The sequence below is a fragment of the Mycolicibacterium obuense genome (genome assembly GCF_055397605.1).
Genome location: NZ_AP043663.1, coordinates 1,751,754 through 1,778,361, shown reverse-complemented (window position 1 = coordinate 1,778,361; position 26,608 = coordinate 1,751,754). Strand labels below are relative to the sequence as shown.

Annotated in this window: 24 protein-coding genes and 1 tRNA gene; 14 read left to right on the top strand and 11 right to left on the bottom strand. The window is 68.0% G+C overall.

The window, feature by feature from the left end; genetic code table 11:
* Position 1: 1 nt before the first annotated feature.
* Complete coding sequence (locus tag ACZ50N_RS08460; protein WP_464475147.1) at positions 2-610, bottom strand: TetR/AcrR family transcriptional regulator; 609 nt, start codon at positions 608-610, stop codon at positions 2-4.
* Positions 611-720: 110 nt separating this feature from the next.
* Here ACZ50N_RS08460 and ACZ50N_RS08455 point away from each other — a divergent pair, with 110 nt between their 5' ends.
* Positions 721-1,821 carry a DmpA family aminopeptidase gene (locus tag ACZ50N_RS08455; RefSeq protein ID WP_464475146.1) on the top strand — a complete coding sequence of 367 codons (1,101 nt, stop codon included), beginning with the start codon at positions 721-723 and terminating at the stop codon, positions 1,819-1,821.
* A gap of 65 nt (positions 1,822-1,886) precedes the next feature.
* A complete protein-coding gene (locus ACZ50N_RS08450) occupies positions 1,887-3,224 on the top strand; it encodes an APC family permease (RefSeq protein WP_464475611.1) in 1,338 nt (445 codons plus the stop codon).
* Here ACZ50N_RS08450 and ACZ50N_RS08445 read toward each other — a convergent pair.
* Complete coding sequence (locus ACZ50N_RS08445) at positions 3,213-4,811, bottom strand: PucR family transcriptional regulator (protein ID WP_464468494.1); 1,599 nt, start codon at positions 4,809-4,811, stop codon at positions 3,213-3,215. The two genes, ACZ50N_RS08450 and ACZ50N_RS08445, sit on opposite strands and share 12 nt — an antisense overlap.
* An 81-nt stretch (positions 4,812-4,892) precedes the next feature.
* On the opposite strand from ACZ50N_RS08445, the gene ACZ50N_RS08440 reads away from it, so the two are divergent.
* Positions 4,893-6,383: a CoA-acylating methylmalonate-semialdehyde dehydrogenase gene (locus tag ACZ50N_RS08440; RefSeq protein WP_464475145.1), complete on the top strand. Its 1,491-nt coding sequence runs from the start codon at positions 4,893-4,895 to the stop codon at positions 6,381-6,383.
* A 13-nt stretch (positions 6,384-6,396) separates the two neighbouring features.
* The gene (locus ACZ50N_RS08435) at positions 6,397-7,776 is read left to right on the top strand and encodes an aspartate aminotransferase family protein (RefSeq protein ID WP_464475144.1); all 1,380 of its coding nucleotides are present in this window, start codon (positions 6,397-6,399) and stop codon (positions 7,774-7,776) included.
* A 9-nt stretch (positions 7,777-7,785) separates the two neighbouring features.
* Here ACZ50N_RS08435 and ACZ50N_RS08430 read toward each other — a convergent pair whose 3' ends face one another.
* Positions 7,786-8,619 carry a helix-turn-helix transcriptional regulator gene (locus ACZ50N_RS08430; protein WP_046366693.1) on the bottom strand — a complete coding sequence of 278 codons (834 nt, stop codon included), beginning with the start codon at positions 8,617-8,619 and terminating at the stop codon, positions 7,786-7,788.
* A gap of 87 nt (positions 8,620-8,706) precedes the next feature.
* On the opposite strand from ACZ50N_RS08430, the gene ACZ50N_RS08425 reads away from it, so the two are divergent.
* Positions 8,707-9,630 carry an SDR family oxidoreductase gene (locus ACZ50N_RS08425; protein WP_464475143.1) on the top strand — a complete coding sequence of 308 codons (924 nt, stop codon included), beginning with the start codon at positions 8,707-8,709 and terminating at the stop codon, positions 9,628-9,630.
* Between the two features lie 5 nt (positions 9,631-9,635).
* On the opposite strand, the gene ACZ50N_RS08420 is transcribed toward ACZ50N_RS08425, so the two are convergent.
* On the bottom strand, positions 9,636-11,537 hold the full coding sequence (locus tag ACZ50N_RS08420; RefSeq protein WP_464475142.1) for a hypothetical protein: 1,902 nt from the start codon (positions 11,535-11,537) through the stop codon (positions 9,636-9,638).
* Positions 11,538-11,619: 82 nt separating this feature from the next.
* Between ACZ50N_RS08420 and ACZ50N_RS08415 the strand changes: the two genes are divergently transcribed.
* From ACZ50N_RS08415 to ACZ50N_RS08405, 3 genes are all read left to right on the top strand, one after another.
* Positions 11,620-13,062: an HNH endonuclease signature motif containing protein gene (locus tag ACZ50N_RS08415; protein ID WP_464475141.1), complete on the top strand. Its 1,443-nt coding sequence runs from the start codon at positions 11,620-11,622 to the stop codon at positions 13,060-13,062.
* 282 nt (positions 13,063-13,344) lie between these two features.
* Entirely contained in the window at positions 13,345-13,638 is a 294-nt protein-coding gene (locus ACZ50N_RS08410) for a hypothetical protein (protein WP_236728548.1), read from the top strand.
* A gap of 75 nt (positions 13,639-13,713) precedes the next feature.
* Positions 13,714-14,358 carry a hypothetical protein gene (locus ACZ50N_RS08405; protein ID WP_073683906.1) on the top strand — a complete coding sequence of 215 codons (645 nt, stop codon included), beginning with the start codon at positions 13,714-13,716 and terminating at the stop codon, positions 14,356-14,358.
* Positions 14,359-14,390: 32 nt separating this feature from the next.
* On the opposite strand, the gene ACZ50N_RS08400 is transcribed toward ACZ50N_RS08405, so the two are convergent.
* From ACZ50N_RS08400 to pgm, 4 genes are all read right to left on the bottom strand, one after another.
* Positions 14,391-14,648, bottom strand: coding sequence for a DUF3297 family protein (locus ACZ50N_RS08400; RefSeq protein ID WP_046366324.1), 258 nt, complete (start codon positions 14,646-14,648; stop codon positions 14,391-14,393).
* A 239-nt stretch (positions 14,649-14,887) separates the two neighbouring features.
* Positions 14,888-14,960: transfer RNA gene (locus ACZ50N_RS08395), tRNA-Ala, on the bottom strand.
* A gap of 56 nt (positions 14,961-15,016) precedes the next feature.
* Positions 15,017-16,285 (bottom strand): MFS transporter, encoded by a 1,269-nt coding sequence (locus tag ACZ50N_RS08390; RefSeq protein WP_464475140.1) that lies wholly within the window; start codon positions 16,283-16,285, stop codon positions 15,017-15,019.
* Positions 16,282-17,916 (bottom strand): phosphoglucomutase (alpha-D-glucose-1,6-bisphosphate-dependent), encoded by a 1,635-nt coding sequence (gene pgm, locus ACZ50N_RS08385; protein WP_464475139.1) that lies wholly within the window; start codon positions 17,914-17,916, stop codon positions 16,282-16,284. Before pgm ends, ACZ50N_RS08390 begins: the two co-directional genes overlap by 4 nt.
* 59 nt (positions 17,917-17,975) lie before the next feature.
* On the opposite strand from pgm, the gene crcB (ACZ50N_RS08380) reads away from it, so the two are divergent.
* The 3 genes from crcB (ACZ50N_RS08380) to ACZ50N_RS08370 are packed head-to-tail and all read left to right on the top strand — an operon-like array spanning position 17,976 to position 19,749.
* Positions 17,976-18,371 carry a fluoride efflux transporter CrcB gene (gene crcB, locus ACZ50N_RS08380; RefSeq protein ID WP_464475138.1) on the top strand — a complete coding sequence of 132 codons (396 nt, stop codon included), beginning with the start codon at positions 17,976-17,978 and terminating at the stop codon, positions 18,369-18,371.
* Positions 18,368-18,733, top strand: a complete 366-nt coding sequence (gene crcB / locus ACZ50N_RS08375) for a fluoride efflux transporter CrcB (protein WP_464475137.1) — start codon at positions 18,368-18,370, stop codon at positions 18,731-18,733. The genes crcB (ACZ50N_RS08380) and crcB (ACZ50N_RS08375) overlap by 4 nt, the downstream gene beginning before the upstream one ends.
* A complete protein-coding gene (locus ACZ50N_RS08370; protein ID WP_464475136.1) occupies positions 18,730-19,749 on the top strand; it encodes a putative PII-like signaling protein in 1,020 nt (339 codons plus the stop codon). Before crcB (ACZ50N_RS08375) ends, ACZ50N_RS08370 begins: the two co-directional genes overlap by 4 nt.
* Here the strand turns inward: ACZ50N_RS08370 and ACZ50N_RS08365 are convergent, their stop codons facing one another.
* Together ACZ50N_RS08365 and ACZ50N_RS08360 are read right to left on the bottom strand one after the other, a co-directional pair.
* Complete coding sequence (locus ACZ50N_RS08365; RefSeq protein ID WP_464475135.1) at positions 19,750-20,187, bottom strand: hypothetical protein; 438 nt, start codon at positions 20,185-20,187, stop codon at positions 19,750-19,752. It lies immediately after the preceding gene.
* 31 nt (positions 20,188-20,218) lie between these two features.
* On the bottom strand, positions 20,219-21,160 hold the full coding sequence (locus tag ACZ50N_RS08360) for a DUF808 domain-containing protein (protein ID WP_048425217.1): 942 nt from the start codon (positions 21,158-21,160) through the stop codon (positions 20,219-20,221).
* A gap of 178 nt (positions 21,161-21,338) precedes the next feature.
* On the opposite strand from ACZ50N_RS08360, the gene ACZ50N_RS08355 reads away from it, so the two are divergent.
* The 3 genes from ACZ50N_RS08355 (at position 21,339) to ACZ50N_RS08345 (ending at position 23,576) form a co-directional block, all read left to right on the top strand.
* Complete coding sequence (locus ACZ50N_RS08355) at positions 21,339-22,346, top strand: hypothetical protein (protein WP_464475134.1); 1,008 nt, start codon at positions 21,339-21,341, stop codon at positions 22,344-22,346.
* A gap of 67 nt (positions 22,347-22,413) precedes the next feature.
* Positions 22,414-22,890: a hypothetical protein gene (locus tag ACZ50N_RS08350; RefSeq protein ID WP_277244039.1), complete on the top strand. Its 477-nt coding sequence runs from the start codon at positions 22,414-22,416 to the stop codon at positions 22,888-22,890.
* Between the two features lie 8 nt (positions 22,891-22,898).
* Entirely contained in the window at positions 22,899-23,576 is a 678-nt protein-coding gene (locus ACZ50N_RS08345) for an HAD family hydrolase (protein WP_464475133.1), read from the top strand.
* Here the strand turns inward: ACZ50N_RS08345 and ACZ50N_RS08340 are convergent.
* On the bottom strand, positions 23,566-26,388 hold the full coding sequence (locus ACZ50N_RS08340) for an MMPL/RND family transporter (protein ID WP_464475132.1): 2,823 nt from the start codon (positions 26,386-26,388) through the stop codon (positions 23,566-23,568). The two genes, ACZ50N_RS08345 and ACZ50N_RS08340, sit on opposite strands and share 11 nt — an antisense overlap.
* Positions 26,389-26,608: the final 220 nt, after the last annotated feature.

Genomic DNA, 26,608 nt, shown 5'->3' with positions numbered 1-26,608 from the left:
GCTAACCCGCGGGAAGAGTTGTCCCCGTTGCCGATTCGGCATACTGCCGCATGAGGCGCAGTGCCGTCGCACGATCCATCTCCGGATCGCGCGCCACGATGCGGTAGCCGAGGTAGTCCTCCATCGCCATCAGCGTCATCGCGATGTCGACCGCCGGCACGGTGAGGGTGAACACTCCCGCATCTGCCCCGGCGGCCAACAGATCTCGGTACAGACCGACCTGCCGGTGATAGATCCCCTGCACGTCGTGGCGCTGGTCGAGTTCGAATCCCGCCGCGAGCACCGCCCGCCAGATCGCCCGCCACTCGGCGTCCTCCGCCCCGGTCGGCAGGCCCGCCGCGATCGTCATCGCCAACTGCTGTGTCAGATCGTCGGTCTGCTCCCCGAGCCGACGACGCTGCTCAAAGAAACGAACGTCCGAGCGCAGGGCCAGCTGGGAGAGCAGTTCGGTCATGTCCTTGAAGTAGTACCGCACGGCGTTCGTGGTCAGACCGAGTTCGGCCGCCACATCGGCGAGCTTGAGGGTGGCCAGATCGTGGCGCTCGATCAGCGTGATCGCCGCGTCCATGATGTCGGCGCGCCGCTGCGCCTGGGTGTTCGGCCGTCCCATCTGCTTCACCCTCTCTCCGGTGTCGTGAGATTGATTCTGCCTTTCCTGTTGCGTGATGCCCGACACGGGCGCATAGTTCTTTTCCAATTCGGAAAACAACGGAGCGTGTCATGAGGGCAAGAGACCTCGGCGTCGTCATCGGCGACCACCCCACCGGCGCCCACAACGCCATCACCGACGTGCCGGGCGTGCGGGTCGGGCACGTCACCCTCGATGACGAGGGTCCTCCCGCGGTACACACCGGTGTCACCGTCGTCGTCCCGCACGACGACATCTGGACCGAGCCGATGTTCGCCGGGGCCCACCGCCTCAACGGCAGCGGTGAGATGACGGGCCTCGAATGGATCCGCGAATCCGGCGAGCTGACCACCGCCATCGGGCTGACCAACACCCACAGCGTCGGCGTCGTGCGTGACGAGCTGGTCGCCGCGCAGGTGCGTGCCCGCGGAGACGGCGTCTACTGGTCACTGCCCGTGGTCGGCGAAACCTACGACGGGCTGCTCAACGACATCAACGGCTTCCACGTCCGGCCCGAACACGCCCGCGCCGCGCTGGAGAGCGCGTCGGCGCTGCCTCCCGCTGAGGGCAACGTCGGCGGCGGCACCGGAATGATCTGCCACGGCTTCAAAGGCGGCATCGGCACGTCCTCGCGCGTCACCGACACCGCGACCGGACGCTACACCGTCGGCGTCCTCGTGCAGGCCAACCACGGTCGGCGAGAACGCCTGCGCATCAACGGCGTCCACGTCGGCGAGATGATCGGCCCGACAACGGTGCCGCTGCCGGATCTGCCGCCGGGCTATGAACCCGGATCGGGATCGATCATCGTGATCGTCGCGACCGACGCACCCCTGCTCCCCCACCAGTGCACCCGCCTGGCGCAGCGTGCAGCTCTGGCCGTGGGCCGGCTCGGCGGGACGGGCGAGCAGTACAGCGGAGACCTGATGCTGGCCTTCTCCACGGGTAACCGGGGCATCCCTGCGTATGCGTGGGACGAGGACGCCGGCACCGCCCGCCCGGAGATCGGTGTTCGCATGCTCGCGCCCCAGCTGATGACGCGGCTGTTCGATCTGACGATCGAGGCCACCGAGGAGGCCATCGTCAACGCGATGGTCGCCGCCACCACGATGACCGGCCGCCACGGCTTCACCGCTCACGCGATCGATCACGACCTGCTCCGTACCGCACTGTTCCCCGAGGAGACCCCGTGACCACCTCCACCCCAGCCGAAACCCGGCGCCTCACAGGACAACTGGGCCCGGTCGGCATCGTCTTCATGGTCGTCGCCGCCGCGGCTCCGCTGACGGTGATCGGTGGCAACATGCCGCTGGCGATGGGCCTGGGTAACGGCGCCGGAGCGCCGGTCGGGTTCGTGATCGCCGCGGCTGTGTTGCTGGTCTTCAGCATCGGGTTCGTCATGATGACACCCCACGTTCCCGAAGCGGGCGCGTTCTTCTCCTACGTCACGGTCGGCCTCGGCGAACGGATGGGCAAGGGCATCGCGGTGGTCGCCCTGATCGCCTACACCGCGATCCAGATCGGCATCTACGGCTACATCGGTTGGGCCATCGCCGACACCGTCGCACACTATGACGGGCCCGAAATCCCCTGGCCTGTCTACTCGTTCGCGATCCTGGCCATCGTCGCCGTCCTCGGCTACCAGCACATCGAGCTCAGCGCGAAGGTCCTCGGCGTCGCACTGGCCCTCGAGATCGGCATCGTGGTGATCCTCGACGTCGTGATGGTCGCCAAGCCCGGACCGGCCGGTATCACGTTCACCTCCTTCGCCCCGGCGACGTTCACCCAGGGCACCATCGGCATCGCGATCCTGTTCGCGCTCACCGGGTTCATCGGCTTCGAGGCCACCGCGGTGTTCCGGGACGAGGCGCGCGATCCCGAGCGGACGATCCCGCGCGCCACGTACGCCGCCGTCGTCATCATCGGCGCGTTCTACGCGATCACCGTGTGGGCGTTCGTGGTGGCGCTCGGGCCCGATCAGGTGGCCGGCGTGGCACAGGAGACCCTCGACGGCGAAGGCAACATGCTGCTGGACACCACCGGCGACATGCTGGGCACCGTGGGCCGCGACATCGTCAACGTGCTGCTGCTGAGCAGCCTCTTCGCATGTGTGCTGTCCTTCCACAACGTGATCGCCCGGTACCAGTTCGTGCTGGCCGGAAAGGGGCTGCTCCCCGCGCGACTGGCCACCGTGCACGACGACCATGCGTCGCCGTCGTTCTCGTCGCTCGTCCAGACCGCGACGGCGGCGATCATCGTCGGTGTTCTCGCGCTGCTCGGTATCGACCCTCTGGTCGGCGTCTTCGGTTCGATGGCAGGCGTCGCGACCGTCGGGATGGTGCTGCTGATGCTGACCACGTCGATCGCGGTGCTGGTGTTCTTCCTGCGCAACCGCGACCGCGGCGGACTCTGGGCCACCCGGATCGCGCCCGTGCTCGCCGTGCTCGGCCTGCTGGCGAGCCTGTGGCTGGTGCTGTCGAACTTCACGCTGGTGACCGGGGGCAGCGTCACCCTCAGCACGGTGCTGGCCGCGATCCCGTTCGTCGGCCTGGCGGTCGGCTTCCTGGCATGGCGGCCGTCGCGATCACTGGTGTGATGCGGCGGCCCCGTCGACGATCATCAGCGCGACATGCAGTGACGTCATCGATTCCCCGTCGTCGAGGTCGACCCCCAGCGCATCACGGATGACGGACAGCCGCTTGTAGAGCGCTGGTCTGCTCATGTGCAGTCGCCCCGCCAGCGCCGCCTTGTTACCCGCCAATCGCAGGTATTCGCGCAGCACGGTCAGGTCGGGCGGCGAACCTGCAGGCTCGTCGGAGAGCAGCGTCTTCAGTTCGGTCTCGGCGAACTGTTGCACACGACGATCGTCCCGCAGCAGCGACAGCAGGCCGCGCAGCCGGACGTCGGCGGCCCGGAAGTACGGACGGTCCCGATCTCCCTGCGCCAGCGCCACTTCGGCGATGTGCGCCGCCTCGGCCAGTCCGGACACGGCGTCGGCGATCTGTTCGACCGGCGGGCCCAGCGCGAGCACCGAGACCGGCGCACCGTCGACTCGTCGCACCTGCTCCCGCAGGCGGGCTCCCAGAGTCGCCAGCGCCGTGTCGATGTTCCGAGAGTCTCTGAGCGCCAATATCATCGCGACTTCGGAGTCGCCGCGCAGGGAGAACAGTCCGGTGTGGCCGGCAGCGTTGACGGTGTGGGCGACGGCGTCGAGGAATGCGATGCCGCGCCGGTGGCCGGCAACGGGATCCGATGACGGCGACGGCCGTTCGGCGCGCACCGTCGCCGGGAGGTACTGAGCGGCACGCCGCAGACCCAACGCCTGGGCCCGCGCGGACAGTTCGCGCTCATCGGTGAGACGACCACGCAGGACGTCGTCGATCAGGCCGCTCTGCGCCTGGTGCTGCAGCCCCGTCCGGTCCTGCTCGATCATCCGGTGCATGGCCAGCGCGGCCGCCGCCCGCTCGAGCACCATCTTGGCGCGGTGCTCGTCGGCGGGTGCTTGGGGCACCACCAGCCGGCCCCACTGCTGGGCGCGTGGCCCCACCCCGGTGACCGCCCACGGCTCGGCGTGATCTGTGCGTCCGGGGCTGCGGCGCGAGCGGCGCTCCCAGTTGTCGAGCAGGTCGGCAGGAATCCCCGCCGACATCGCGATGGCCTGGTGCGAAAGGTCCTCAAGCACAACGGGTTCAGCGAGAATGTGAGCAGCCGCGTCGACGATCCCACTGAGCGAAGCGCGTTTCATCGACAACTCGGTGAAGGTTTCGTGCACGCGGCGATCGAAGGCCACCTCGTCGTACTGTTCTGCCACGATGCGGCGGTGCACCGCTTCGGTGATTTCGACGAATCGGACCGTGCGATGCAGGACGACGAGGGCCAGTGTGAGCTCCTCGGCGATGGCACCGACACCGGCCGGCAGAGCGGATACCTGGGTGCCCACCTCCACGATGACGCCGAGCGCACCGGCGTCAGCGAGGCCGCGCAGGTACTTTCGCGGATGGCGGGCGAGCGCCTTACCGGTGGTCAGCACCAGCTCACCGCCCTGGAGCAGACTGGACAGGTCGGCGAGGTCGCTGCCGTGCACCCACCGGATGGTTTCCGTCCACCGCCGATCGCTGAGCACCTCGGGGTCGCCCTGCTGCACCGCGGGCAGCGCGATCACCTCTCCCACAGTCAATGGCATTGACACAGTGTATTCCTGCGGGGCGATTCGTTGACAGTGTGTATCGACACCGGCGGGTTCGCGCGCGAGAGACTTCCGGGTATGGCTGCGCAGATTTCGCATTGGGTCAACGGTGAGGTGTTCGAGGGTTCGTCCGGTGCGTCCGCGCCGGTGACGAATCCGGCGACGGGTGAGGTGACGGGTCAGGTCGCGTTGGCCTCGGTGGAGGATGCCCGGGCGGTGATCGACGCCGCGGCTGCGGCGTTCCCCGCCTGGCGCGACACCAGCCTGGCCAAGCGCACCCAGGTGCTGTTCCGGTTCCGCGAACTGCTCAACGACCGCAAGGGCGAACTGGCCGAGATCATCACCAGCGAACACGGCAAAGTCGTCTCCGATGCTCTCGGTGAAGTCGCCCGCGGCCAGGAAGTCGTCGAGTTCGCCTGCGGCATCCCCCACCTACTCAAAGGCGGGTTCACCGAGAACGCCTCGACCAACATCGACGTGCACTCCATCCGCCAGGCCCTGGGCCCGGTCGGCATCATCTCCCCGTTCAATTTCCCCGCGATGGTGCCGATGTGGTTCTTCCCCGTCGCCATCGCCTGCGGCAACACCGTCGTGCTCAAGCCCTCCGAGAAGGATCCGTCAGCGGCGCTGTGGCTGGCCGCGCTGTGGGCCGAAGCCGGCCTGCCCGCCGGAGTATTCAACGTTCTGCAGGGCGACAAGACCGCCGTCGACGAACTGCTCACCAACCCGAAGATCAAGAGCGTCAGCTTTGTCGGCTCCACCCCGATCGCCCAGTACGTCTACGCCACCGGCACCGCCGCAGGCAAGCGCGTCCAAGCCCTCGGCGGGGCGAAGAACCACGCCGTCATCCTGCCCGACGCCGACCTCGACCTGGCCGCCGACGCCATGGTCAACGCCGGCTTCGGCTCCGCCGGCGAACGCTGCATGGCCATCTCCGCATGCGTGGCGGTCGGCCCGATCGCCGACGATCTGGTCGCCAAAATCGCCGAACGCACCACGCCGTTGAAGATCGGTGACGGCACCAAGAATTCCGACATGGGCCCCCTAGTAACCAAGGCCCACCGCGACAAAGTTGCCTCCTACATCGACGCCGGCGAGAATGCCGGCGCCAAGGTCGTCGTCGACGGCCGCACCGTGGACCCCGACGGCGGACAAGACGGGTTCTGGCTGGGCCCGACCCTACTCGACAACGTCACCCCCGACATGAGCGTCTACACCGACGAAATCTTCGGACCCGTCCTGTCGGTCGTGCGCGTCGAGACCTACGACGAAGCGCTGCAGCTGATCAACAGCAACCCCTACGGCAACGGCACCGCGATCTTCACCAACGACGGCGGCGCCGCCCGCCGCTTCCAGAACGAAGTCGAGGTCGGCATGGTCGGCATCAACGTCCCCATCCCGGTCCCGATGGCCTACTACAGCTTCGGCGGCTGGAAAGCCTCCCTCTTCGGCGACAGCCACGCCCACGGCATGGACGGCGTCCACTTCTTCACCCGACAAAAAGCCATCACCACCCGCTGGCTCGACCCCAGCCACGGCGGCATCAACCTCGGCTTCCCCACCAACTGAGCGAGAGAACAGCATGACGTCAACAATGAGCGCCCTGCCCACCGGCGAAGATCTCGACACCGCGATCGCGCGCGGGCAGCGTGCCTATGACCTGGACCGCCAGCACGTCTTCCACTCGTGGTCGGCGCAGGCGCAGATCACGCCGATGACCGTGCTCGCGGCGCAGGGCTCGTACGTGTGGGACGGCGAGGGCAACCGGCTGCTCGACTTCTCCTCACAGCTGGTGAACACCAACATCGGCCATCAGCACCCGAAAGTCGTTGCGGCCATTGCCGAGCAGGCGGCCAAGCTGTGCACGATCGCGCCTCAGCACGTCAATGATGCGCGTTCCGAGGCTGCCCGGCTGGTCGCCGAGCGCACTCCGGGCGACTTGAACCGGATCTTCTTCACCAACGGCGGCGCCGACGCCGTCGAGCACGCGGTCCGCATGGCCCGTCTGCACACCGGTCGCTACAAGGTGCTCTCGCGCTACCGCTCCTACCACGGTGGCACCGAGACCGCGATCAACCTGACCGGCGACCCGCGCCGCTGGCCCAACGACCACGGCAACGCCGGAATCGTCCATTTCACTGGGCCGTTCCTGTACCGCTCGGCGTTCCACGCCGAGACCGAGGAGCAGGAGACGCAGCGTGCGCTCGAGCACCTCGACCGTCTGGTGCAGATGGAGGGGCCGTCCACGATCGCCGCGATCATCCTGGAGTCGGTGCCGGGCACCGCGGGCATCATGGTGCCGCCGCCGGGATACCTGGCCGGCGTCCGCGAGATCTGCGATCGCCACGGCATCGTGTTCATCGCCGACGAGGTGATGGCCGGCTTCGGTCGGACCGGACGCTGGTTCGCAATCGACAACTTCGACGTCGTCCCCGATCTGATCACGTTCGCCAAAGGCGTGACGTCGGGCTATGTTCCGCTCGGCGGCGTGGCGATCAACGATGCGATCTACTCGACCTTCGCCGACCGCGCATACCCCGGCGGACTGACCTACTCCGGGCATCCGCTCGCGACTGCCTGCGCCGTTGCGACCATCACCGCGATGGAGGACGAGGGCATGGTCGGCAACGCGGCCCGCATCGGCGCCGACGTGCTCGGGCCGGGCCTGCGGGAGCTGGCCGCCCGGCACCGCAGTGTCGGCGAGGTCCGCGGCCTCGGGGTGTTCTGGGCGATCGAGTTGGTGGCAGACCAGCAGACGCGCGAACCGCTGGCCCCCTACGGCGGTTCCAGCCCGGCGATGAACGCCGTGATCGCGGCGTGCAAGTCCAGCGGGTTGCTGCCGTTCGCGAATTTCAACCGCATCCACGCGGTGCCGCCGTGCAACGTGACCGACGACGAGGTCGCCGAGGGGTTGCGCATCCTCGACGCCGCGCTGGACGTCGCCGACGAACACGCCCGCTGAGCTGGCGCCTCACACCGACGGGGCGAGCACGCCGAGCAGTTGCAGCTTCTCGTGACTCTCGGTGCCGGGCTCGGCGGTGTAGACCAGAAGCGCGTGTGACTGAACCGGATCGAGCAGCACCTGGCAGTTCAGCTCGAGCCGGCCGAGCTCGGCGTGCTGGTACCGCTTTACCTCGCGCGGTCGGATACCGACCACGTGTTCGCGCCAGAGCGCGCGGAATTCGTCGCTGCGCACCGAGAGCAGGTCGGCGAGCTGCGCGGCCCGGGAACCGGGCCCGCGCAGGCCCAGCACTTCCCGCAGGCCGGAAACGTACATGCGCGAATAGAATTCGTGATCCTCGGGTGGGTGAAGGGCCCGTGCGGCCGGATCGGTGAACCAGCGGTAGCCGATGCTGCGCGCGGGACCGGTGTGACGGGTCAGGTCGCCGACCAGAGCGACGCCGAGCCTGGTTTGGCGCAGGGTCTCCCCCAACTCGGTGACGATCTCGGCGGGCGTATCGGTCAGCCGATCGAGGATGCGCAACATACCCGGGCTGATGTGCTCGCCGCCGGCCTCACGCGCCGGCGGCTCATGGCCGGCCAACCGGAACAGGTGGTCGCGCTCGTCCCGCGACAGATGAAGTCCCTGAGCTATCGACGCGATCATCTGTTCCGACGGCTGCGGCCCCCGCCCCTGCTCCAATCGGGAGTAGTAGTCGGTCGACATGTGACACAGGGCAGCGACTTCTTCCCGGCGCAGACCTGTGGTTCGACGACGTTGCCCGCGCGGCATTCCCACATCCTCGGGTTGCAGCACGCCCCGGCGGCGGACCAGGAAGTCGGCCAGCGCCGAGCGATCGATCATGGGCGACATTCTCCCCGCCGTGGTGGTGCCGTAGCCACGGATCGTTGATCCGTGGCTACGCCCGTCGCGCTCGGGCAGCCTCGGTGCATGACATTCGACGTGACGGTCCCCGACCTTTCCGGCAAGCGTGCGGTGATCACGGGCGGGAGCGACGGTATCGGGCTTCGCATCGCGAGCCGGCTGGCCGCGGCGGGCGCCGACGTGGTTCTGCCGGTGCGTAACCCGGACAAGGGTGAGGCTGCGAAGGCCGCGATCCGACAGGAGAATCCGCACGCCGCGGTGACGTTGGCGACGCTCGATCTGTCGTCGCTGGCGTCGGTGCGACGGCTCGGTGAGGAACTCCGCGCCGCAGGAGCGCCGATTCACTTCCTGGTCAACAACGCCGGCGTGATGACCCCACCGGCCCGGCAGACCACCTCCGATGGCTTCGAACTGCAATTCGGCACCAATCATCTCGGGCACTACGCGCTCACGGCCCACCTGATGCCGCTGTTGCGTGCCGGGCGCGCCCGAGTCACCTCGCAGACGAGCATCGCCGCGCGCGGCGGCACGATCAACTGGGACGACCTCAACTGGGAGCGGTCCTACGACGGCATGGCCGCCTACCGGCAGTCCAAGATCGCCGTCGGACTGTTCGGACTCGAGTTGGCCCGTCGTAGCGCTGCCGCCGGTTGGGGCATCACCAGCACCATCTCTCATCCCGGGGTTGCTCCGACCAGCTTGCTCGCCTCGCGTCCGGAGCTCGGCCGGACGCAGGACACGACGCAGGTGCGAGTGATCCGCTGGCTCTCCGCGCACGGGCTGCTCGTTGGGACAGTGGATTCGGCAGCACTGCCGGCGTTGACGGCCGCCACGGCCGCAGCCGACGGCGCGTTCTACGGACCACGCTGGCCAGGCAGCGCCGGCGGGCCGCCTGGTGAGCAGTCCCTGTGGAAACCGTTGCGCGACAACACTGCCGCGGAGCGTCTGTGGTCGATCTCCCAGGAGCTCACCGGAGTGATTCTCGCCTGACGGCGTCAGACGGTCGTGTGCGCGAACGACACGTCGACGCGATCAGGTACCCACGTTCTGGCACGGAACACCGGGACGTTGCCCAGTGGAGTGCTGATCCAAGACCGCTTGATGTCCACCTTGCCGTCGGGCATCACGAATTGGACGCTACCGAAGCCGCTGTCGCCGAGGGACACGATGTTGAAGACAGATCCCACCGGAGGGGTCTCGCCCCTGCCTGTCCCGGCGTCACCGTCGACGACGTTGGTGACGAGCACTGCCTCGCTGTGGATTCCGTACAGATCGCTCTGGGTTGCGACGTCGGCGTCGAAGCTGCCGACGCGGTTGCCTCCGGCGTCGTACACGTCGAATCGCTGATACCCCTGGTACTGCACTTCCCGCGGCGGAAGCCCGTTCACGCCTACCGGCGCCAGCGCAGAGACCGGGACCAGCGTCAGGCTGCGGGTCACCCGCAGTGGTTGCGTCGACTGCGGCAGCGAGGCGTCGATGAAGGTCTTGGTGCTGGTCTGCACCGTGCCCGGGCCGACCTGCTCGACGATGACCACATCCCCTGTCGGCGACGGAAGAGATTGGTAGAGAACGTAGTTGTCGTCACCGCCGGCGTAGACGACGTTGTAGACCGAACCGACCGGCGGAATCTGTCCGGCACCCGTGCCCACGTTGACGCCGTCGTTGGCGGTGACCAGGATCGCCTGTGTGTACGTGCCCAGGATGTCGGAGGTCGTGGTGAAGACACCCTCGAAACTCCCAACCTGGGCGCCCGTCGAGTCGTAGATCCCGAACACCTGCCGGCCCTGGATACTGGTGAACAACGGCTGTATTCCGCTTGTAGCAGTGATGGTTTCGCCGTCGGGATCGGCGGGCGCGATGCTGTAGCCGTTGGTCAGCTTCACCGGCCTGTTGTCGAAGGTGTGGTCGGCGACGCCGGCGGCGCCGTCGAATGTCAGGGGCAGCGGGATGCTGCCGAACGGAGTCACGATCGTGAAGGAGATGACATCGCCGGACGCCGTCGGCATCGACGAGTACGCCCAACCCACGGGCCCGACCTTGAAGGTGGCGATCAGCGAACCGACCGGAGGAACCTGACCGGGTCCGGTTCCGACGTTGCCTCCCCCGTTGTCGGTGACGAGCAGCGAGGTGTAGTTGTAGCCGAGCCCCCGGCCGATCAGGGCGTCGAACTCGCCGACCGACGCTTTGGTGCGCGGGTCGACGATGTCGAATTTCTGTTGGCCCTGAACGAGACTCGGAGCTCCGGGAAGGTAGGTCCACCGGCCATAGAACGAGCCGATCTCCTCCGGCGAGTCGGGAACCAGGCTGTAACCGTTCAGCTTCAGTCGCGGCGGCGCGGCCGTGGGACTCGGCATGCCGATGTTGAGAACCGACACCACTGCGGCGAAGCCGACTTCCAGCACGGACGTGAGGGCCAGGCTGACCACCCCGGGTGGCACATCCTGGGCAGCACGCATCTCCGAGCGTTTCAGCAGAGGACTCGGCGCGACCGTGACAGTCGAACGCTCGGTTTTGGCATCGGGAGGCGCTGTGTCGCTGGGTTTTTCGCGCACAGCGCGGCGCGATTCGCGTACCGCGGCGAGTTTCCGCATGCGCGGCGCGGCGCCAGTCGGGTCCTCGGTGGTGGGATCGTCGTCGGGCGTCTGACGCGCCGCTCGGCGCGTCGCCACCAGGTCGCGGTGCCGCGGCTTGGGCGTCTCGGCGCCGTCTTTGACGCGATCCCGCAGCGGTCGCGCGGCGACCTTTCGGGACGTCTCCGTGGGCGCCGCGTGCACCGAGTCCGACGCTGACGAGTCCGGCGCTGCGGACGCCAGTGGACACACCGTTACCGCCGCGGCGCCCACCCCGAAGAAGACCGCCAGCGCGCCGACCCGCCCGATAACCCGCGAAGCATTCATCGCGTCGAAAGTAGCCGGTCAGCGGCTCGTGCGCGCAGTTTCCGTGCCCCTGTTCCGCCAGCGAAAAGTTGTCGGTGGTCGAATGTATGTTCGAATCATGTTGGAGGTGCAGCGGGTGGTCGCGGGGCTACGCGCCGCTGTCGATGCTGTGCTGGCCTGCAGCCTCGATCGGTCCACCGCTGCCGAGGTGGTGGAGCTGCTCGACGAGCTCGAAAACGCGGGCTGCCGGCTACCCGCGGCCCAGCATCGAGCGTTGGCCCGTTTGCAGGTGGAGACGTCTGCGCTGCAGATGGGCGCCAAGAACTGGAAAGACGTGCTGGCGATCCGCTACCGGATCAGCGGCCCGGAGGCGAATCGGCGGTTGAGTGGGGCGGCGCTGTTGGCGCCGCGGCAGTCGATGACCGGAGAACCCCTACCCCCGGTGCTGCCCGCGACCGCAGCCGCCCAAGCCGAGGGGCGGATCACCCCCGAACATGTCGACGTCATTCGCAAGGCGGTCGACGACCTCCCGAGCTTTGTCGACGCCGCGACCGCTGAGCAGTTCGAAGCTGAGGTGGTGCGCATCGCCACTGGCGCCGGTCCGAAAGCCACCCGCGACGCCGCGGAGTTGGAGTTGTTCCTGCTCGATCAGGACGGGCCCGAACCCGACGACGCCGAACGCACCCGCAAACGGGGTCTGACCAAGAGCCCGCAACGTCGCGACGGCATGACGCAGTGGCGGGCCAACCTGACCCCGGAAGCGGCGGCGGTGTGGGAGGCGATCTTCGCCAAATACGCCGCCCCGGGCATGTGCAACCCCGACGATCCCGAACCCTGCACCTCCGGCACCCCCACGCAGGCCCAGATCGACAACGATCACCGCAGCCTCGCCCAACGCCAGCACGACGCGCTGGTGGCGGTCGGACGAATCGCCCTGATGAGCGGCGAACTCGGCCAGCTCAACGGATTACCCGTGACGGTGATCGTGCGCACCACCCTCCAAGACCTCGAATCCCGCGCCGGCATCGGGACGACGGGCGGCGGCACCCGGCTGCCCATCAAAGACGTGATCCGCATGGGCGCGCACGCCAGCCACTACCTGGCGGTGTTCGACCGAGCCACCGGCTCCGCCCTGGACCTGTTCCGGGCTCGCCGCACCGCCTCCGCCGCGCAGCGGGTCATGCTGATCGCCCGTGACGGGGGCTGCACCAAACCCGGCTGCCCCGTCGGGGCGTATGGCTGCCAGGTCCACCACGTCACCCAAGATTGGGCCCAGGGCGGGCTGACCAACATCGACGACCTCGGCCTGGCCTGCCCACCGGATAACCGCGCCGTCGCACCCGGCGGCTGGACCACATCGATGAGCCCCCGCCACGACGTCGAATGGACCCCACCACCGAACCTCGACACCGGCCAAACCCGGATCAACACCCACCACACCCCCGAACGACTCCTCCGCCCCGAAGAAGCAGAGGAACCCACCAAGGAGACAGCGGGCCCGTCAGAACCCGGCGGACCCGCACCCCCCGACAACGAAGCCGCCTGAGGGCGGGTGGTGACGACGCGATCTGTGGCGCGAGGCGACACAGGTCGACCAGGGGATGCCGCACGGCTTCTTCGATTTTCGGCGACGCCGAATGAGTGGGGCACCGTGTTTCCCGTTGGCGTGCAGTCACTTCTGCGGCGACCGTCCCAGCATGGCCGTCAGTCCCCCCGTGGGTGGTGACTTCCTTCCCTTTCAGTAGCCACGCCGCGGATCGACACTGATACCGCGGATCGCACATGTCGGAGAGCCGTCATCCCGACGGTCCCGAGTGAAGGGCAGGTCATGATGAAACGCGAAGTGTGCAAGTTCTTTTCCGGATCGTTCGCCGCGCTGGCGTACGCGCACGCCGCCTACGCGGTGGCGACGTCTCGGGGCATGATCGACGAACCCGTCTTCCTCGGGAGGCGATGGGGTGTCGGCTACATGTGGACCGAAGCCGTCGTCTATTCCGCAGTCAGTGTGGCGCTGGGATACGCCGGCTGGGGTAACCGAACCATGCGGCGACAGGATGAGTCACCGGCATCCCCGGCCGCCGAGCAGCCGTCGACAGCAGAACCTCAGCTCGTCACCAGATGACGGAGCCGTCTCGTTCGGGTGGCGAAGTGGTGTCACGGAGTTTCTGACTGGTCGCTGTGCTGACATCATCTGCGAGTGGCGCCCTACACCGTGAAGACGACGGACAGCAGACTGGCAGTTCGCCTTGCGGCAATGGCGTCGCTGGGTGCGGCAATCGTTCATGTCGCAGTCGTCCCGACACACTGGCAGCAGTGGGCTCCTTCCGGCGTGTTCTTCTTGTCCCTGGCGCTCTTTCAGCTGGTGTGGGCACGCAGTGCTCTCGTGCACACAACCATCCCAGTGCTGACCGCCGGCGTGCTGGTCAACGCCGGCGCGCTCGTCCTATGGGCGATTTCCCGCACCGCGGGTGCGCCGTTCGGCCCCGACGCCGGACACGTCGAGCTGATCGCGGGCGCCGACGTCTGCGCGATGCTGCTCCAGATGTACGTGGTGATGGGCGCCGGCTGGGTCTGGTACCGCGGTCTGCGAGGGGCGCCCGTGCCCGCGTTCGCCAGTGCGGCGATCTTCGTCGGCGCCGTGGGTGTCGTCGCCATGGCATCGACCGTGGGAGTGGCTTCCGGTCTACAGCACGGCGACCATCACACGGGGGGCCATGGTCAGGCCGACGACCATCACGCCGAGGTCCCCGAAGCGGCAACTACCCCGCCGGCGCTACGCCCCGCTCCTACCCCCGCGGCCGAACCCCTGACCAGTCACGAGATCCACGATCACGCGCACTGACGACACGGAAGGCGTCTCACGACGCGAGGCGCCTACTGCGCTTCGCGGAAATACGGTTCGACCGTCCCGCTGAGTTTCACGACCATCGGATTGCCGCGACGGTCCCTGGCCGTGGGCACCTCCACACGCACCCACCCCTCGTCCACGTCGTACTCGTGGACGTTGGTCCTCTCGACGCCGTTGAAGCGGATGCCGACGTCGCGGGTGAGCACCTCCTCGTCATAGAACGGGCTGCGCGGATCGATGGAGAGGTGATTCGGCGGGACGTCTGGGGTCTGATCGTCGGGCATGGCCCATGAACCTACCGCCGGCCATCAGTGGTCGGTGGGCGGGGCGGTCAGCGCGGAGGAGGGGTAGCGGCTTGCTGGCACCCGAGTCACCAAGAGTCATCAGCCGATGGATAGCGAGGGCCTGACGAGCGATCCGCACTATCGCGTCCACTGCGGCGCCGCCAGTGGCCGATTCGATCATCTAGAGACAAAGGAAACGGGCCCGACCATTGGTCGGGCCCGGAAATCCGCTCGAGAAGTGGAGCTAAGGGGATTCGAACCCCTGACCCCCACACTGCCAGTGTGGTGCGCTACCAACTGCGCCATAGCCCCTGATTGTTGTGCTCATCGAAGCTACACCACGACCAGGTGTCGCTCAAAATCGCAGGTCACGGGCATTCCCCGCCGGCTTCCGGGCCCAGTGGGCGCACCTCGGTCCGCTCGCGCGGCACCCGGGGCCAGGTTTCCGGGGCGAACACCCAGCCGATGCATGCCACCCCGAGGATGACGCCGCTGACCAGGAACGCGAGCCCATATGACGTGTACTGCGCGATCAGCCCCACCAGCAGCGAACCGCCGATCGATCCGAAGTCGGCCATCATCTGGAACGTCGCGATCGCCGTCCCGCCCCGCGACTTGCTCCCGACCACGTCGGCGACGGCGGCCTGCTGCGGCGAGACGAATATCCCGGTGGCCGCCCCGGCGACGTAGGCCGCGACCAGGAACACCGGTAGCGATGTGGTGAACCCCACCAACGCCGTCGACACCGACGCCAGGCTGAGCCCGAAGATCAGCAGCTTGCGCCGCCCCAGCCGATCCGACAGATACCCGCTCGGGATGACCACCGAGATGTTGCCCACCGCGAACGCCGTCAATGCCACCCCGGCCGCGCCCGGTCCGCGGCCGAGTACTTCCACGACGAACAGCGGCACCAGCGCGATCCGCAGGCCGAACGATGCCCAGCCCGTAGCGAAGTTCGACAGCAACGCCGCCCGGTAGGCGCGGTGCCGGAACACCGTCCGGAACGGCACGGGCTCCTCCACGTCCTCGTCGGATCGGGTGATCACCGTGGAATTGCGCAGGCTGACGAACACCACCGTCGCCGCCACCAGCAGCGCCGCCCCGTAGATCAGAAACGGCGCCGACAATCCCAGTCCGGCAGTCAGACTGCCCAGGATCGGCCCACCCACCGAACCCACCATGAAGCCCGACGAGAACAGTCCGGCGACCCGACCGCGCGCGTCCGGCGGCGAGATGCGGATCATCAGCCCCAGCGAAGACACCGTGAACATCGCCGATCCCACGCCGCCGAGTGCCCGGAAAACCAAGAGCTGCCAATAAGTTCCGGCGAACGCACAGGCCGCCGTGGACACCGCGACGATCAGCAGTCCGCTGATGTAGACACGCCGCTCCCCCAGCCGTTGCACCAACATCCCGGCCGGCGGCGCGCCCACCAGCCGCATCACCGCGAACGCCGTGATGACGAACGTCGCCGCGCTGATGCTCACGCCGAAGTGCCGGGCGTACTGCGGCAGCACCGGAGCGACGACGCCGTACCCCAGCGCCACCACCACGTTGGCGACGACGAGCACCCAGACTTCGCGCGGCAGCCGCGCCTTGGTCGCGTCCCGACAGTCGCCGTCGGCGACGGAACTCACGAAATGACCGCCGACACCACTTCTCGCGCCGCCTCCTGCACCTCGGCGAGATGCTCGGGGCCGCGGAATGATTCGGCGTAAATCTTGTACACGTCCTCGGTGCCCGACGGTCGCGCCGCGAACCATGCGTTCTCGGTCGTCACCTTCAGCCCGCCCAGCGGTGCCCCGTTGCCGGGCGCACTCGTCAGCTTCGCCGTGATCGGCTCACCCGCCAACTCGGTGGCACTGACCTGTTCGGGCGACAGCTTGCCCAACCGCGCCTTCTGCTCCCGGTTGGCGGGGGCGTCGATGCGTGCATACGTTGGGGCGCCGTACTTCTCGGACAGTTCGCGATAGCGCTGCGACGGTGTCGACCCGGTGACCGCGAGCATCTCCGAGGCCAGCAACGCCAGGATGATGCCGTCCTTGTCGGTGGTCCACACCGAACCGTCCTTGCGCAGGAACGACGCTCCCGCGCTCTCCTCGCCGCCGAAACCGATCGTCCCGCCGACGAGCCCGTCGACGAACCACTTGAACCCGACCGGCACCTCGACCAGCGTGCGGCCCAACCCGGCGACCACGCGGTCGATGATCGACGAACTCACCGCGGTCTTGCCGACCGCCGTGCCTGCCGCCCACTCCGACCGGTGCGTGAACAGGTAGTCGATCGCCACTGCCAGGTAGTGGTTCGGGTTGAGCAGCCCGCCGTCGGGCGTGACGATGCCGTGCCGGTCGGAGTCCGCGTCGTTACCGGTGGCGATCTGATACGCGTCACGGTTGGCGATCAGCGAGGCCATGGCATTCGGCGAGCTGCAATCCATCCGGATCTTGCCGTCGGTGTCGAGCGTCATGAACCGCCACGTCGCGTCGACCAGCGGGTTGACCACGGTGAGAGCGAGGTTGTGCCGCTCGGCGATCGCACCCCAGTAGTCGACGCTGGCCCCGCCCAGCGGGTCGGCGCCGATGCGGATGCCCTCGGCGGAGATGACGTGCAGGTCGACGACGTTGGGCAGGTCGGCCACGTAGGCCTCGAGATAGTCGTGGCGCTGCACGGTGGTCAGCGCCCGCGCCAACGGTATGCGCTTGACCCCCGTCAACCCGTCGCGCAGCAGCTCGTTGGCGCGCGCGGCGATCACCTTCGTCGCGTCGGTGTCGGCCGGCCCGCCGTTGGGCGGGTTGTATTTGAAACCACCGTCGCGCGGCGGATTGTGCGACGGCGTCACGACGATGCCGTCGGCCGGCGAGGTGTCGCGGCCCCGGTTGTAGGACAGGATCGCATGGCTCACCGCCGGCGTCGGGGTGTAGCGGTCAGCCGAATCGATCATCGTCACAACGTCATTGGCGGCCAGCACTTCCAGCGCAGACACCCAGGCGGGCTCCGACAGCGCATGGGTGTCACGCCCGATGAACAACGGGCCGGTGGTGCCCTGGGCCGCGCGGTACTCGACGATGGCCTGCGTCGTCGCCAGGATGTGCGCTTCGTTGAAGGCCGCGTCCAGGCTGGAGCCGCGGTGCCCCGACGTGCCGAAGGCGACCTGCTGGTCGACGTCGTCGGGATCGGGCACGACGGAGTAGTAGGCCGTCACCACCGCAGCGATGTCGATGAGGTCCTCAGGTTGCGCCGGCTGGCCGGCACGTGGGTTCGCAGCCATGGAATCGATTCTGCTACGCCGCCCGGCCCCGCAACACCGGGGACTGCATACTGTGCGCCATGGCCACAGACCGGCGTGAGTTGGCGGCGGTGTTCGCCGGCGGCGCCGTCGGCACGCTGGCCCGTGCCTGCCTCGAGGAGCTCGCCGCGGGCGATCCCGCGCGCTGGCCGTGGCCGACCTTCACCGTCAACATCGTGGGCGCGTTCCTGCTCGGCCTGTTCGTCACCCGGCTGCTGGAACGTCTGCCCGTGTCGAGCTACCGCCGCCCGTTCCTGGGCACCGGCGTGTGCGGAGGTCTCACGACCTTCTCCACGATGCAGGTGGAGACGATCACGATGCTCGAGCACGGCCACTACGGTCTGGCCCTGTCCTACACCGCGGCCAGCGTGGCCGCCGGCCTGGTGGCGGTCTACCTCGCGACGGCGCTGGTACGCCGGGTTCGGACCCGGCGATGACGGTGCTGGTGTGGTTCGGCGTCGTGGTCCTCGGCGGTCTGGGCGCGGTCACCCGCCTCACCGTCGACGAGGCCGTGTCGCGACGTATCGGCCGGCCGTTTCCGTTCGGCACGCTCGTCGTCAACATCAGCGGGGCCTTCCTGCTCGGCGCGCTCGCCGGACTGGCACTGCGCCCGCACCTGGCGCTGCTGATCGGGACGGGCTTCGTCGGCTCCTACACGACCTTCTCGACGTGGATGCTGGAGACACAGCGGCTGGCTGAGGAACGCCAACTGGTCTCGGCGCTGGCCAACATCGGTGGCAGTGTCGTCTGCGGCCTGTTCGCCGCCTGGCTCGGGCAGCGCCTGGGAGCCGCTTTATGACCGAAATACAGACCATCACAGCGTATTTCGCTGAACGCCAACGCAGCGGGGGCCAGTTCCTGGCCGACGTACTGTTGGAACACTGCGCGCGCGAACAGGTCGCCGCGAGCATCTGCCTGCGGGGCATCGCCGGCTTCGGTACCACGCACGTGCTGCGGACCGATCGCTCGCTGACGCTGTCGGAGGACCCGCCGGTCACCGTGACGGCCGCCGACCGGCCGGAACGGATCCGCGCACTCGCCGATGCGGTGATCGACTCCACCGAGCGCGGACTGATCACTCTCGAACGGTCGTGGGTGGCGCCTGACGCACCGACCGGCGACGGGCCCGTGCGGCTCTCGCTGCTGCTGGGGCGAAAGCAACCGGTCGACGGCACGCCGGGATTCGTCGCGGTCTGCGAGGTGCTGCACCGGCGCGGATTCGTCACCGCGGACGTGTTTCTCGGCGTCGACGGCACCGTGGCCGGGCAGCGGCGCCGGGCGCGTTTCCTCAGCCGCAACACCGACGTACCGGTGCTCGTCACCGGCGTGGGTCCGCGTGCGGAGGCGGTGGCCGCCCTCGACGAGCTCACCGCGCTGCTGGACACTGCACTGATCAGCATCGCCCCGGTCGTGGTGTGCAAGGTCGAGGGCCGCACCGTCGCGGAGCCGCCCGGCAGCTGGCGCTCACACAAGCTGACGGTGCACACGAACGAGGACTCCAGACACGGGGGCCGACCCGTGCACCGCGACCTGATGGCGCGCCTGCGTACGAGCGATCACGCCGGCGGCGCCACCACGCTGCGCGGGCTCTGGGGTTTCCGCGGCGGCCAGCGCCCGCACGGCGACCGCATCCTGCAGATCGGTCGTCATGTTCCGGTGACGACCACAGTGCTCAGTACCGACGCCACGGCGGCCGCCGACTACGCCGTCATCGACGAGGTGACCGCCGAGCACGGCGTGGTCACCTGCGAGCCGGTGGCCGCGTTGATCGCGGTGCACGACGGCCGTCGGCAGGGCACGCCGGCACTCGACTGATCAGCCGGCCAACACCAGCACGCCACCCTCGGCCAGCGCGATCACCTTGACCACTTCCAACCCGACATAGGCCAGGTGCGCCCGCGACCGCGGCCCGTCCTCGCCGGCCAGGACGCGATCGGAGCGACGCGTCAGCGCCGGGCGCACCAGCAGCACCTGCACGGCCAGCACGACGACGGCCAACACGAAGACCCACATCGCCGCGCCCGACGCACCGCCACTCTTCTGCGCGGTGAACCCACCCGCGAGCACCGCAACGGCGAGGACTGCTTCGCAGGTGTTGAGCGCCCGGAACACCAGGCGTCCGATACCGAGCCCGATCGGCAGCGTGACACCTGGCGCCCGGAATTTCAGCGGCGCCTCGAGGAACGAGATCGCGAGCACCATGCCGAGCCAGATGAACGTCGCGGCCACCGCGACCGCCGAACCAGCGTGCACATGGGCGAGCTTAGAAGCTGGACCGCGCCGATCAGGCGTGGGATTCCTTCTTCTTGCCGAACGGCAGGACAGACACGATCCCGACGACGAGTGCGCCGACGGCGAGACCGATCACCGCCGAGGCGGCAGTGTTGACCAGCCAGGCGAGCACGGCGCCGACACCGCCGACGTGGTGGACGTACTCCTCGGCGTGGTGCACGAGGGAGTAGGGGCCGTGCCAGCCGAGTGTGTCGGTGCCGACGAGCAGGATGTGCCCGCCCACCCACAGCATCGCCGCCGTTCCGACCACGGACAGGAAGCTCAGCAGCTTCGGCATACCGGCCACCAGCCCACGCCCGATGCGCTGCACGAAGGAGCTGGATCGCTGGGTGAAGTGGAGCCCGACGTCGTCCATCTTGACGATGCCTGCGACCACGCCGTAGACCACCGCGGTGATCACCACGGCGACGAAGAGCAGGATCACCAACCGCGGCCAGAATGATTCTGCGGCAACCTCGTTCAGAGCGATCACCATGATCTCGGCGGAGAGGATGAAGTCCGTGCGGATCGCGCCCGCAACCATCTGCTTCTCGGCGTCCGGGCCTCGGGCTGCGGCCGTCTCGTGATGCGCACCGTGGCCGAGGAGCTTGCCGAACACCTTCTCGGCGCCCTCGTAGCACAGGTAGGTCGCGCCGAGCATCAGGATCGGCGTGAGCAGCCACGGCGCGAACTGACTGAGCAGCAGCGCCGCAGGCAGGATGAACACGATCTTGTTGCGCAGCGAGCCGATGGCGATCCGTTTGATGATCGGCAGCTCGCGCTCGGCAGTGACCCCGTGCACGTACTGCGGGGTGACCGCCGTGTCGTCGATGACCACCCCGGCAGCCTTGGCGGTCGCCCGCCCCGCGGCCGCGCCCACATCGTCGACGGATGCGGCCGCCATCCTGGCCAGCGCCGCCACATCGTCGAGGAGGGCGAACAGTCCGCCGCTCACCCGACACCTCTGATCGCACATGCGGTCATGGCGGGAAGGGTACCCGCAGCGGCCTGCCAGGACTCTGCCAGCGCCGAACTGCCGGATAAGCGCTCGCTGGTTGTCGGGACACCGTGTTACTTTGCGCTGGGATCGCCCGGGGGCAGCGTGACGGCGTCCCCGACAGAGGGGGTGGAGCATGCCGAAGGTCGTCCGCCCATGGCTGACGGTGGGGGTCGCCGCCCTCGGCATCGGCGCCATCGTCGCCGCACCCTCATCTGCCCCCAAAGGCGAAGTGCGCATTGCGAACTCGGCCATCGTGCAGCACGAGACCCAGGGTCCGCTGCAGTACTACCCCGACGTGCTGTCGCGGTCGCTGACCAATGCGCGGCGTCTCGTCGCCGAATACCTCGAGGATCCGCTTCCCGTCGTCCGAGCGGTCGCCGACAACCAGCACCGCGCCGTCACCGAGGTGCTGCGGGCAGCCGCTGACCTGGACCCCGAGGCGTTCGCGCAGGCCGTCCTCTCCGCGGTGAACCAACCGGTCGCAAGTCTCGGGCGCGTGGTCGCCCGCGGCGAACCGGTACGGACAGCGAACAGCCTGCTGGTCAGGTTGGCGTTGCCCGCAGCCAGTGGCGTGCTGGCCGGCGGGGCCGGCGTGGCCGACGTCGTCGATGCGGCGACCGACCTCGATCCCGTTCGTGTCGCCGGCGGGCTGGTCAATCTCCCGGCCCGGACGATGGACGGACTGCTCAACGGCCGCGTGGACGGTGAGCGCGACGAGTACTTCGGCCTTCTCGGTGCCGTCGTGGAAGCCCCTGTGAGCGACCAGATCTCGGGCCCGGTCGACTATCTCATCGGTTCCCTGCAGGACATCGGCGACACGATCGCGGCACCTTCCTCCGACGCCGACGCCCTGGCACACACGGCTGCGCCCCCCGGGGTGGCGTCTGCGGTACCGGCCGCTGACGAGGAAGCTCCCGCACCACGGCCGCGGAGCACACGGACACAGCGCCGCGACACTGATGTCGCAACGGAGGATGGCGACGCGCCGGCGCGCGACCGCTCCACGGAGAACGGCGCCTCGGTCAGCTCCGATGACCCAGACCACTCAGATGCCTCCGACCCGCCGGGCACCACGTCGTCCACCTCGCGCCACTCACACCGAAACCATTCGCCGGCCGGCACCGACGGCCCGTCGGCGTAGCTCGAGGGAGTTTCGAGCCGCGGCGGCTCGGGTATCTGCGGGGCACCCTGCGACAGATTGGTGGACCATGAAATCCCATCCGAGGACCCGACTGGCCGTGTTCGGCGGCGCGACGCTTCTCGTGTTCGCCGTCGGCTGCGGCGGTGGTGACAGTGGCGACTCGAGCAGCACGTCGTCGACCACCGAGAGCAGCACCACCAGCACCACCAGCACGACGGCGCCCTCCAGCACTGCACCGTCTATGAGCACGAGTCCCGCCCCCGGTGGCGCCACCGGCGGCGGCGATGCCAACGGCGGCGGCGGCTCCATCCCCGGCGGTCCCACCGGTGGCGGTGACGCCAACGGTGGCGGCGGCTCCATCCCCGGCGGTCCCACAGGTGGCGGTAACGCCAACGGTGGCGGCGGCTCCATTCCCGGCGGTCCCACCGGTAGCGGCGGACCCGGCGGCGGCGGCGGCTCCATCCCCGGCGGCCCGACCGGCAGCGGCGGACCCGGCGGTGGCAGCGGCTGTGTTCCCGGCGTCGGCTGCGTGACGGTCCCCTGAGCCAGCCGATGACACAGCCGGCTGTCCTGTTCGACGTTGACGGCACCCTGGTGGATTCGAACTATCTCCACGTCTACGCCTGGGTCCGCGCGTTCGAAGCCGAAGGCGTGCCCGTCGCGGCGTGGCGCATTCATCGGTGCATCGGGATGGACGGCACGACATTGGTGAAGACCCTGGCCGGCGAGGATGCCGGCCAGGGTCAGCTCGATCAGCTCAAGGATCGGCACAGCGAGTTCTACCAGGAGAGCACGCACCTGCTGACTCCGCTGCCCGGTGCGCGCGACCTGCTGCGGCGGGTCGCCGACCTCGGCCTGCAGGTGGTGCTGGCCACCTCGGCCCCCGACGACGAATTACGCACGCTGCGTGACGTTCTCGATTGCGACGACGTGGTGTCCGAGGTCACGTCGTCCGCGGATGTGGACACCGCCAAGCCGCAACCCGACATCGTCGAGGTGGCGTTGGCGCGCGCCGGCGTCACAGCCGCTCAGGCGGTGTTCGTCGGCGATGCGATCTGGGACTGCGAGGCCGCCCGGCGGGCGAAGCTGACCTCGGTCGGCGTGCTCTCGGGCGGAGTGTCACGCGCGGAGCTCTCCGAGGCCGGTGCGGCTGCCGTGTTCGAAGACGCCGCCGAGTTGTTGGCTCATCTCGACACCACGCCGATCGGCGAGCTCGCCGCTACCTCCTGAGCGCGGCCAGTCTGCGCTGAGACGCAGGACTCGGCACGTGTTGGGGCCACCAGAACCAGCGGCCCAGTATGGTGGCCATCGCCGGCGTCATGAACGACCGCACGATCAGTGTGTCGAACAGCAGGCCCAGCGCGATCGTGGTTCCGACCTGGGCCATCACCGCCAAGTCGCTGAATGCGAACGACGCCATCGTGAACGCGAACACCAGCCCCGCCGAGGTGACCACCGATCCGGTGCCCGCCATCGAGCGGATGATGCCGGTCTTCAAGCCGCCGACCTTCTCTTCCTTCAACCGCGACACGAGCAGAAGGTTGTAGTCCGACCCGACGGCAAGCAGCAGGATCACCGACATCGGCAAGACCATCCAGTGCAGCTCGAGCCCGATCAGGTGCTGCCACAGCAGAATCGACAACCCGAACGACGCGCCGAGGGACAACAGCACGGTGCCGACGATCACCGCGGCGGCGATCGCAGCCCGCGTGATGATCAACATGATGACGAAAACCAATGTGACAGCGGCGATCACGGCGATCAACAGGTCGTAGTGCGAACCGTCCTTCATGTCCTTGTAGGTGGGCGCAGTGCCGGCGAGGAAGACCGTGGAACCCTCCAACGGCGTGCCCTTGATCGCCTCCTTTGCCGCAGTCTTGATCGGGTCCACCGTGGCGAGGCCCTCGAGGGTCGCCGGGTCGCCCTCGTGACTGATGATGAACCGCACCGACTTTCCGTCAGGTGAGATGAACTGCTGGATACCCCGCTGAAAAGCTTTGTTGGTGAACACTTCCGGAGGCAGGTAGAACGTATCGTCGTTGCGCGAGTCGTCGAATGCGTCACCCATGGCCGACGCATTGTCCTGTTGCGCCGCGATCTGGTCCTGCATGCCCTTCTGCGTCTGGTACATCGTCAACATCATCGATTTCATCGACCGCATGGTGTCGATCTGACTGGGCAACATCGCCACCAGCTGGGGCATCAGCGTGTCGAGGCGTTCCAGGTCGGGAACGATGTTGCCGATGTCCTCGCTCATCGTGTTGATGCCGTCGAGGGTGTCGAACACCGAGCGGATCGCCCAGCACACCGGGATGTTGTAGCAGTGCGGTTCCCAGTAGAAGTAGCTGCGCAGCGGACGGATGAAATCGTCGAAGGTGGCGATGTTGTCGCGCAACGTGGCGACGTCGACGGCGGTGTCTTTGGTCTTGAGGACCAACTGATGCGTGGTGTCGCGCATCTGCTGCGTGACGCTGTACATCTTCTGCATCGTCTCGATGCTCTTCTGCATCTCGTCGGCCTGGCGGAGCATATCGGCCATCCGGTCCTGCTGGTACTTCTGGTTCAACTGCGAGAGCGTGCCCTGCACACTCATCCGAAATGGGATCGTGCTGTGCTTGATCGGCTTCCCGTCAGGCCGCGTGATCGTCTGCACGCGCGAAACACCCGGCACCCGGAACAGGGCCTTGGCGATCTTGTCGATGACCAGGAAGTCCGCGGGATTGCGCAGGTCGTGGTCGCTCTGCACCATCAGCAGGGTGGGGTTCATCCGCGCCGTGCCGAAGTGGCGCTCCGCAGCCGCGTAACCGATGTTGGCCGGGATGTCCGACGGCAGGTAGTTGCGGGCGTCGTAGTTGGTCTTGTAGCCGGGCAACGTCACGAGTCCGACGAGCGCCAGAGCCAACGTTCCGGCCAGCACCGGAACGGGCCATCGCACGACCAGCGTGCCGATGCGCCGCCAACCCCGGGAACTGATCGCGCGTTTGGGAGCGAACGCGCCAAAGCGGCCCGCCACCACGACGACTGCCGGTCCGAGCGTCAGGGCGGCCAGCACCGCCACCAGGGTGCCCACCGCGCACGGCACGCCGAGCGTGCTGAAGTACGGAAGCCGGGTGAAGCTGAGGCAGGACATGGCGCCCGCGATCGTCAGCCCCGACCCGAGGATGACGTGCGCCGTGCCGTTGAACATCGTGTAGAAGGCCGTCACCCGGTCCTGCCCGGCGCCGAGTGCCTCCTGATACCGCCCGATGGCGAAGATCGCGTAGTCCGTTCCCGCCGCGATGACCATCAGCACCAGGAGGTTCACCGCGAACGTCGACAGGCCGATGACGTCGTTGATCGCCAGGAACGACACGATGCCGCGGGCCGCGCCGAGTTCGATGAACACCATGAACAGGATCAGCAGCATCGTGACGACGGACCGGTAGACGAGCAGCAGCATGAGCGCGATGACGCCGATGGTGATCAGTGTGACCTTGAAGATGCTTCGGTCACCGGCGTGCGCCTGATCGGCGATCAGCGGCGCCGGTCCCGTCACGTAGGCCGTCATGCCCGGTGGCGCGGGTGTGGAGTCGACGATCTCGCGGACCGCTTCGACTGACTGGTTCGCCAGCGGCTCACCCTGGTTGCCGTGCAGATTGAGCTGGACGTACGCGGCTTTGCCGTCCGCGCTCTGCGCGCCGGCGGCCGTCAGTGGGTCCCCCCAGAAGTCGGCGACGTGCTGGACGTGGGTGGTGTCGGCCTCGAGCTTGTCGACGAGTGAGTCGTAGTAGCGGTGTGCGTCGTCGCCGAGCGGGTGATCGCCCTCGATGACGATCATCGCGGTGCTGTCGGAGTCGAACTCCTCGAAGTTCTCCCCGATCTGCTTCATCGAGATCCAGGCGGGGCCGTCCTTGGCGGCCAGGCCCACGGTCCGGTCCGCACCGACCTCCTCGAGCGATGGAAGCAGGACGTTGGTCGCGACGGTCAGCAGGATCCAGCCCAGCAGAATGGGCACGGCGAGCGCGCGGACGACCCGCGCCACTCCCGAGTGCTCACTCGCCATCGTGCCTCGTCCCCGTCAAGCCTGACCTCGCCCTTTTCCAGGCCCTTTTCCAGGCCCTTTTTCAGGCCCATCGCAGACCCACGTGCTGGAGCCGCTCACGCTCACCCGGCGCGTCGAGGTTACATACAACTAGCTCATCAAATCTTTCGCTGTTGATCCGGGCAGACGTTACCGGTTCGCCACCGTGCGCTCGCCGCGCCCGGCGAAACGGACTCGGGAA